The sequence below is a fragment of the Megasphaera sp. NM10 genome, from assembly GCF_000417505.1.
Taxonomy (GTDB): Bacteria; Bacillota; Negativicutes; order Veillonellales; family Megasphaeraceae; genus Megasphaera; species Megasphaera intestinihominis.
On record NZ_APHY01000054.1, the window covers coordinates 1 to 8374 of the forward strand.

The 8374-nt window shown below is 39.2% G+C and carries 7 protein-coding genes; 6 read left to right on the forward strand and 1 reads right to left on the reverse strand.

Annotation, left to right across the window (positions count from 1 at the left end):
* The first annotated feature begins 166 nt into the window (after window positions 1–166).
* The 6 genes from NM10_RS14040 (at window position 167) to NM10_RS15045 (ending at window position 7852) form a co-directional block, all read left to right on the forward strand.
* The gene (locus NM10_RS14040) at window positions 167–382 is read left to right on the forward strand and encodes a transposase domain-containing protein (protein ID WP_020311283.1); all 216 of its coding nucleotides are present in this window, start codon (window positions 167–169) and stop codon (window positions 380–382) included.
* 322 nt (window positions 383–704) lie between these two features.
* On the forward strand, window positions 705–2075 hold the full coding sequence (locus tag NM10_RS09090; protein ID WP_239639688.1) for an ATP-binding protein: 1371 nt from the start codon (window positions 705–707) through the stop codon (window positions 2073–2075).
* Complete coding sequence (locus tag NM10_RS09095) at window positions 2062–4815, forward strand: Z1 domain-containing protein (RefSeq protein WP_239639687.1); 2754 nt, start codon at window positions 2062–2064, stop codon at window positions 4813–4815. The genes NM10_RS09090 and NM10_RS09095 overlap by 14 nt, the downstream gene beginning before the upstream one ends.
* A gap of 19 nt (window positions 4816–4834) precedes the next feature.
* On the forward strand, window positions 4835–5767 hold the full coding sequence (locus NM10_RS09100; RefSeq protein WP_020311286.1) for a PD-(D/E)XK motif protein: 933 nt from the start codon (window positions 4835–4837) through the stop codon (window positions 5765–5767).
* Complete coding sequence (locus NM10_RS15040) at window positions 5767–7032, forward strand: AIPR family protein (protein ID WP_051132256.1); 1266 nt, start codon at window positions 5767–5769, stop codon at window positions 7030–7032. Before NM10_RS09100 ends, NM10_RS15040 begins: the two co-directional genes overlap by 1 nt.
* Window positions 7033–7072: 40 nt before the next feature.
* Window positions 7073–7852: an AIPR family protein gene (locus NM10_RS15045; RefSeq protein WP_051132257.1), complete on the forward strand. Its 780-nt coding sequence runs from the start codon at window positions 7073–7075 to the stop codon at window positions 7850–7852.
* On the opposite strand, the gene NM10_RS09110 is transcribed toward NM10_RS15045, so the two are convergent.
* Window positions 7827–8270, reverse strand: coding sequence for a very short patch repair endonuclease (locus NM10_RS09110; RefSeq protein ID WP_020311287.1), 444 nt, complete (start codon window positions 8268–8270; stop codon window positions 7827–7829). The genes NM10_RS15045 and NM10_RS09110 overlap by 26 nt on opposite strands.
* Between the last annotated feature and the right edge of the window lie 104 nt (window positions 8271–8374).

Here is an 8374-nt window from a genome sequence, read left to right on the forward strand (position 1 = left end):
ATTTGTTGGCAGCGATGAGGCAGCAGCTAGGAAAAATAAATGAGCTCTAAGTTTATGATCAGCACTTTACAACTTTTACGCCGCCTCGGAAATTGACGAAGCGAGTTTACACAAGGCCTAAACTAAGTCCGTTGGATTTTTTGCAATTGGGGCCTTAGAGACCAAAGTGCCAAAAAATACTTCACACAGCCCCAAGGGAGCCAAAGCCAGTGCCATCGTCTACAGCCTGATTGAAACAGCCAAAGCCAACGGCTTGGACCCCGAACGGTATCTGAAATACCTCTTTGAAAAGCTGCCCAATACAGCAAACTTCAAAGATGCCGAAACCTTGGATCAATACCTGCCTTGGGCAACAAAGCCCCAGGAAAAATGCAAAGAATAAATAGAATCAAAGCCTCAGACTTATGAAGAAAGGATAGCATAAGTCTGGGGCTTTTTCTATACACTGATTTATTTTCCGCTTACCTTATTTGGGCTGCAGATGGAACTGTAGATTGCTGACACTAGCCACGGTCTTCTTTTAGCTATACAAAGGTGTGTATTCATAATATAATTATAATGAAAAATGAAAATTTAATTATATTTTTCGGTGGTGTAATAATGAGGCAAAAAATAGTGGTTCCGGAAGCGCCTATATTGGTTGAATCTACCGTTCCATCGGGTATTCTTTTGAGGCAGCTCTGGCCGATATTATAGATAACAGTATCAGCGCAGGTGCAGGCAATATTTATGTCGATTTTCAGGCATTACCGGATTCATATGTATGCATTGCAGATGACGGTTGTGGTATGACTTTACTGGACCTTGAAAAGGCCATGCGCTATGGAAGCCAAAGTTCTACAGAGAAGAGAAGCAAAAAGGATTTGGGACGATTTGGATTGGGAATGAAAATGGCATCGCTTTCTCAATGCAGAAGAGTAACGGTAATCAGCAAAAAAAACAGCCAAATTTATGCAGCAGCATGGGATTTGGATTATATTACTTCTACTCAAAATTGGTCTTTGCAGTTGTATTCGGAAAATGAAGTTGAACAATATCCAGGAATCGAATATCTGCATCATGTAAACAGTGGGACTGTAGTGGTGTGGCAGCATTTTGACCGGCTGAAAAAGGAATCTGATAATTTCAGCAGAGCCTTCAATGACAGGATTGTCTTGACAAAGAAACATGTATCGCTAGTATTTCACCGATACCTGAACGGCGATATCGGAGTGAGAAATTATATTAAAATTTATTTTAATGGAGATGAAATTCATGGCATCGATCCGTTTCTGACCGATAACCCGGCCACTCAACCATTAAGCGAACAGCAGATTAGAATTGATAATGAGATTATTACAGTAAAACCGTATGTCCTACCTCTTGTTAGTAAACTGACTGCAAAAGAAAGGAAAGCACGAGCAGAAAACAGTGAACTTCGTTTGAAGCAGGGGTTTTATATTTATCGGAATAAACGGCTGATTGTGTGGGGAACATGGTTCAGACTCATCAAACAGAATGAATTGGGCAAACTGGCAATGGTACGGGTTGACATTCCCAATACACTGGATTCCATATGGGAAATTGATATTCGAAAATCCAAAGCAAACCTTCCTTACATGATCAAAAAAAATCTGGCCAATATTGTTCTGCGTTCTGTGGAAAAAAGTGAAAAAGTATATCGGTACAGAGGACGCAAGGTAAAAGATGATAATATAATCCATACATGGGATGTAATCCAAAATCGCGAGAAATATGAGTATAAGATTAATAGAAACATGCCCATATTAAAAAATTTGGAAGAATCAATGGATGAGGACCAGATTAACCTGCTGGAATCCTATTTGAATCTTGTTGAAGAGACATTTCCTTTTGGTGATGTTTACTGCAGAGTGGCTCAAAACGAAATGAACTTGGAAAAAAGGAACAACAACGATGAGGAAGAAGCTTTTCAGCTGGCTGAAAATACTGTTCAGCAACTGATGAAGATCCATGGAAACGTGAAAGAATTCATTGAATCAATGAAAATAATGGAACCGTTTTCCAATTATCCTGATGTTGTTACCAGAATAAAAGAGGAGTATGGAAATGAATGAAAAGCAAAAGAAAGTTTCAACTTTGGTTATAATGCAACTGGCTGGAAGAGAAAACGTGGAATCAGCAGAAATTATGAAATTCATTAATTTATTTGCTTCACTCAATCCCATGACTGACATCGAAAAAAAGGCAGTACTGAAAGATGTTGAGTCAAAGATTCAAATCAATGTAGAGAAGGGAATTATAATAACAGAACATAGTCATCTACCTTGGTACAACAGTGCAAAAAGTAATATCGATCCCAAGTTCTGGAATCGTTATAAACTTTATCTGAGATCTCAGGGATGGAACAATGCGGTGCTGAATGAAATGGATGACGCCACGGATGCCGTTATGGATCTTTTAGGGAATCCCTGCCAAAAAGAAGGATTCAACAGACGAGGCCTGTGTATTGGGGAAGTGCAGTCTGGGAAAACGTCCAACTATATTGCACTGATCAATAAGGCTGCTGACGCAGGATATAAAGTGATTATCCTTCTTACCGGTGTTATGGAAAAACTTCGTGCACAGACACAGGAGCGGGTTGATTTGGGATTTACCGGGACTGACAGTGACGCTTTTCTCAAACATCGAAAAGGTTTTGAAGGAAAAGTCGGAGTCGGAAAATACGACAATAAGGCTATTGCCTGGTCAGTAACCAGTAAATCATCTGATTTTAAACAAAAAACAGCATCCAGTCTGATACCGCACTTGGACAAGATTAGTGTTCCCATAATTTTTGTCATGAAAAAGAATCGGTCCGTTCTGCAAAATTTGAGCCAGTGGCTTGAATTGGCTGATGCAGGAGTAATAGATGTACCCATGCTTCTCATTGATGATGAAGCAGATAACGCATCCATTAATACTCATAATGCAGATACAGATCCGACCGCCATAAACAAAGCTATCCGTGAATTATTGAACAAGTTTTTAAAATCCGATTATCTTGGATTTACGGCTACTCCGTATGCCAATATTTTCATTGATCCGGAAACAGAGGATGACATGTTCAATGAAGATCTGTTCCCCAGAGATTTTATCTATTGTCTGCCTTCACCATCCAATTACATTGGTCCGGATGCCGTTTTTACAAGTGACGGAAAATATCGGACAATGCTTCACAATAATGATGATTGTGAAGACTATGTTCCCATGAAACATAAAAAAGAATTTTTTCCGAGTCCTCAGATACCGAAAAGTTTGGAAACAGCCATTTGTTCCTTTATGCTGATTAACGTAATCAGAGATTTAAGAGGAAATCAAAAAGCCCACAGGACTATGATGATTAATCTTTCCCGATTTATTGCTGTTCAGAATCGGGTGAGAGGACAGGTATCCAGTCTGGTCAAAGATTATCAGAATGCCATACAAAACTATTATATGTGTGGAAGCAGAGCCCTACGGTATCCGGAATTTCAGAAACTGAAATGGGTTTTTGACCAGTTTTTCAGCCACTGCCTTCATGCGGACGGATCCACGTTGATTACTTGGGATGAAGTACAAAAGAATCTGAAGAACGCCGTCATGCCCATTAATGTTGATTCTGTCAATGGGGGCAATGCTGTACGTATCCTCAACTATGAAAACTATGCAGATACCGGCTTGAGACTGATTGCTGTAGGAGGCTTGAGCCTTTCCCGTGGACTGACACTGGAGGGATTGTGTGTAAGCTATTTTCACCGTAATTCCAAAATGTATGATACTCTCATGCAAATGGGAAGATGGTTTGGATATCGCAGCGGGTATGATGATCTCTGCCAGATCTGGATGCCGGATACGGCCATTGACTGGTATCGGCAGATTACTGAGGCCACTGACGAACTGAAGGAAAAAATTCAGATGATGCGTGATCAGAATAAGACTCCCCAGGAATTTGGATTGTGCGTGAGACAGGATAAGGGTGCCTTACTGGTTACCGCCCGCAACAAGATGAAAAGTGCCAGAACTTATGTGCAGGCAATCAATTTAAGCGGTTCTGTAATTGAAACAGCTTATCTGCCAAGCAGAAAAGGTGAAAACCAGGCAAATCTGAAAGCAACTGACAAGTTTTTAAAGAATTTGAAGTCGAACTATGACCAGGCAGATAACAATGATTTGTTTCTGAAAGAGAATATTCAATTCTTAAATGTAGATTGGCAATTTATACAGCAGTACCTGCGGGAGTATCATTGCCACAATGCCAACAGAATATTTAAAAATGAGGACATTGAAAAAGCTTTGTTTTCTGAACAGAAAAAATATACAAATTGGGACGTCGCCGTTGCATCTGGCCGGGGTGACTTGGGAATTATGGCAGGTTTGCGTATAAAGCCGGTTATAAGAACTTTCCGATACAATAGAGCTATTCGGGCTCTGCAGATTTCCGGATCAAACGTCCGTCTTGGTACGCAAAACATGTCTGCAGCGGGTCTGACCAAGAAACAGGTAGAAGAAGTAAAGGAAAAATTCAGCAAGGAGAAAAGTCTGAGCGGTACGAGCTATTTTCGGGCCGGAATCGATCGGAATCCTCTGCTGATCATTTATCCGGTAATTTTGAAAGCAGGAAAAGAAAAAATGGATAAAGAAACTCAGGAAATTTTGGATTATTATAAGGATTCGAATGCTCTTTTGATTGGTCTTGCCATAGGGATTCCATTGATGAAGAATGTAGAGTCGATTGTGCGTACCTATAAAATGAATGCAGTAATGCAGAAGGAAATCTTTGGCATGGACGAAAACGATAATGATTTTGATGAAGATGAATATGAAAGTGAAAATTAATTTTTGAGAGAAAATATAAATGAAATATACTGGTGATGTTTTTAAAAAATTTAATAATGACAAATACAGCAGAGTGGATGCACTACATAAACTGGACTTCTTTTACGGAAAAGACGAAAAAGGTAATGCGTCTCTTCTTCTTCAGACATCATGCAAAGTAGAGGTGCTTCCATCTACAAACTGCATTGTTGTTGAAACTGGATGGAGAAAAAAAGATAAGATATGGACTATATCCTTCAACTTGAAACAGGCGGACCTTATGAATATTTTTGTCTGTTTTTGCGAAGACATGGTAGAAAGTTCAAGAGGTATCGATGACGAACGGATTGGTGTGCAATTCGTTGAAAACCGTTATCTGGAGTGGAGACATCTGCTTTCTGCAGGCCAATCAGATTATTTGAGTATGGCTGCTATTAAAGGTCTTTTGGGGGAAATGAAATTCTGTTTGGATGTTCTTATACCTGCCTGTGGTGTAAAAAATGCAGTCTTGTCCTGGCAGGGCCCTTTGAAAAAAGATCAGGATTTTGTTTTTGAGGATACCTGGTATGAAATAAAGACGCTGTCTCCCGGCAGTATCGATGTGGCCATTTCATCCGTTGAGCAGTTGGATAACCCTGCTGAGGGGCATCTGGTGATACAGACAGCTGAAAGAACAACGATTACTAGTTCTGTTGGAATAACTTTAAATGGAGCTTTTGAGAAGCTGGATAATTTGCTGAAAGAGTATCCTCAGACCAGAAGAATCATGCGGGGAAATCTGATTTCAATGGGATATGCTTCAGTTCCCTACTATGATCAATTCAAATTTGTATTTTATGAAAGATGGAGTTACAGGGTGGGGCGGGATTTTCCGGCACTCAGAAGAAAACAGTTGCCGGAAGCCGTTTCAGAAGTGAAGTACAGACTGATGCTGGCGCAGCTGAATGATTTTAAGGAATGGGGGACTTCGTAATGGATAAAGAAATTGTAGCATATAAAAATAATTTAATGTCCGATATTCATTTATTAGCCGAACAAAATGGGAACATGCCGAGGGAAGAATTCATCAATCAAATCACATCAAATTTAATAAATGCGGAAGAATTTTTGGAATTTATTCCTCTCCAGTTTGAAAGTATAGGAAGTAGAAATTCAAAAATTCAAATAGATGGATACTATTATGATAACTTGGAGCATTGTTTAGCTCTGTTCATTTGTGATTTTGTGGAAAGTGATGAAATTGAAACACTGACTAATACGGATGCTGTAAATCTTTTCAAGAAAGAACAAAATTTTATTGTCAATTCCATGAATGGATTTATTCTGGAAAGAGGAGAACCCAGTACTCAGGGATATGATTTGGCCTATGACATTTCCAACCGGTTTAAAAATGTAGATAAATACAGAATGTACATAATTTCCAACCGAATTATGAGTACCCGGGTTCATAAATTTAAAAACAGCATTCTGTGTGAAAAAGAATGTGAATATATGGTTTGGGATATAGGGCGTCTATATGAACTGGAAAAGTCCAAAAGCGGGAGAGAGGAAATTGAAATACATCTGGCGGATTTTGGTGTGGAGGGAATTCCATGCTTGAAAGCAGGTCAAAGCGGTGAGTATACTGCTTTTCTATGCAATATTCCCGGAAAGATTCTGGCTGAATTATATAACGAGTATGGAGGCCGACTTTTAGAGGGAAATGTGCGTTCCTTTTTGTCAACTAGGGGAAAAATCAACAAACAGATCAGAAATACCATTCTAAATGAACCCCAAAAATTTTTTGCCTATAATAATGGCATTGCTGCAACTGCCTCCGATGTAAAAACAAAAATGACGACTAATGGACTGGTTCTGACAGATATCCGAGATTTACAGATTGTAAATGGTGGGCAGACTACAGCATCTCTGGCTAATGCACTGGTTAAAGACAAGGATCGGGCAAACGATTTGAGAGATATTTATGTTCCCATGAAGCTTTCATTTGTCGAGCCGGAAACTGCAGCCAGATTGATTCCGGATATTGCCAGATATGCCAACAGTCAGAATAAAGTCAGCGAAGCAGATTTCTTTTCCAATTCGCCTTTCCATATTCAAATGGAACAGATTTCCAGAAAACTGCTTGCCCCTGCTGTCAATGGCAATCAGTATGGTACGCATTGGTATTATGAACGGGCCAGAGGACAGTACAGACAGGAAACTGCCAGAATGACTCCTGTACAGAAAAAAAAGGTTTGAGAAAGAAAACCCCAAAAAACAAGTTATAACTAAAACGGATATGGCCAAGTTTTACAATATTTACAGGATGATGCCAGATGTCGTTTCTACGGGAGCTCAGAAAAATTTCATTAAATTTGCAGGATGGGCAGCTGAACAGTGGGAAAAAGACAAAAATCAGTTCAATGAACAATTTTACAGAAGTGTTGTCGCAATGGATATTCTTTTTCATTCCATTGATGGCATCGTAAAAAGGGCTTCCTGGTATGATGGTGGTTACAAAGCGCAGGTAAACACATATACTTTATCGTGGCTTTTCTGGCTGATACACCAGCAGTATCCCGACAAGGAAATGGATTTGAAGAAAATATGGCAGAAACAGGAAATTTCCCGGACAACAGAAAAACAACTGGAGGAATTGGCCAAAGAATGCTATGTGTTTCTTACGGATTCTGAACGTGGCGTACAGAATGTGACGGAATGGGCTAAAAAAGCCGAATGCTGGGAAAAAATGAAGAAAAAATCATTTGCTCTTCATAGTGAATTTATAGATGAACTGATTGATACTGAAGTTGTAAAGCAGGAACGACACGAAGCCAAAAAGGAACAAAAAGAAATCAATAAAGTAAATGCCATGATTGCAGTAGTCCAGTATGGTATTCAAAAATGGGAAAAAGTACTGGAATGGACCCGTGTCAATCCGATACTGACACCAAAAGAAACTTCCATACTGATGAATTGCGTAAAGGCACTGAAAAAAGGGAAAAACCCTTCGGACAGACAGAGTGTCTGCCTTATGGAAATTCTGGATAAAGCTAGAAACGAGAGTTATCCGGAATGACGGGTAACCGGGAATGAAGTTCTTTTATGAGATTTGTCATGAGATTCACAAAATCATGTTCGATTTCGCATTCCCACAATACAATGACATTCCATCCGGACTCTGTAAGCAGTTTATGATTCTTTTGATCGTTTTTAACGTTTGCCGTAAATTTTTTTTGCCAGAATTCCTGATGAGAGGAGGGAGTGGTGGCATATTTGCATCCAGGATGACGGTGCCAGAAACAGCCGTTGATGAAAATAACAGTTTTGTACTTTGAAAGTACGATATCAGGTTTCCCCGGCAGTGATTTTACATTCTTTCTGTATCTGAAGCCTTGAGAGAAAAGATATTTGCGCACTTTTATTTCGATGGATGTATCATGGGATTTTATTTTTGACATGTTTTTGCTTCTTTTTTCTTTTGAAATTTTGTCCATAGCGAAACTCCTTTAACAGAAATTTGTTCAATTGTTACGAATTATATTTACTAGATGCATTTTTTTTGATATAATCAATATTTAAGTATGGTGGAAAGGACTGA

Bases quoted from the DNA above. Each gene is read 5' to 3' on its own strand.
- NM10_RS09095 (WP_239639687.1), top strand. From the start codon at position 2,062: ATGGAAATGAATGAAAAGCAAAAGAAAGTTTCAACTTTGGTTATAATG.
- NM10_RS09100 (WP_020311286.1), top strand. From the start codon at position 4,835: ATGAAATATACTGGTGATGTTTTTAAAAAATTTAATAATGACAAATAC.
- NM10_RS15040 (WP_051132256.1), top strand. From the start codon at position 5,767: ATGGATAAAGAAATTGTAGCATATAAAAATAATTTAATGTCCGATATT.
- NM10_RS15045 (WP_051132257.1), top strand. From the start codon at position 7,073: ATGGCCAAGTTTTACAATATTTACAGGATGATGCCAGATGTCGTTTCT.
- NM10_RS09110 (WP_020311287.1), bottom strand. From the start codon at position 8,270: ATGGACAAAATTTCAAAAGAAAAAAGAAGCAAAAACATGTCAAAAATA.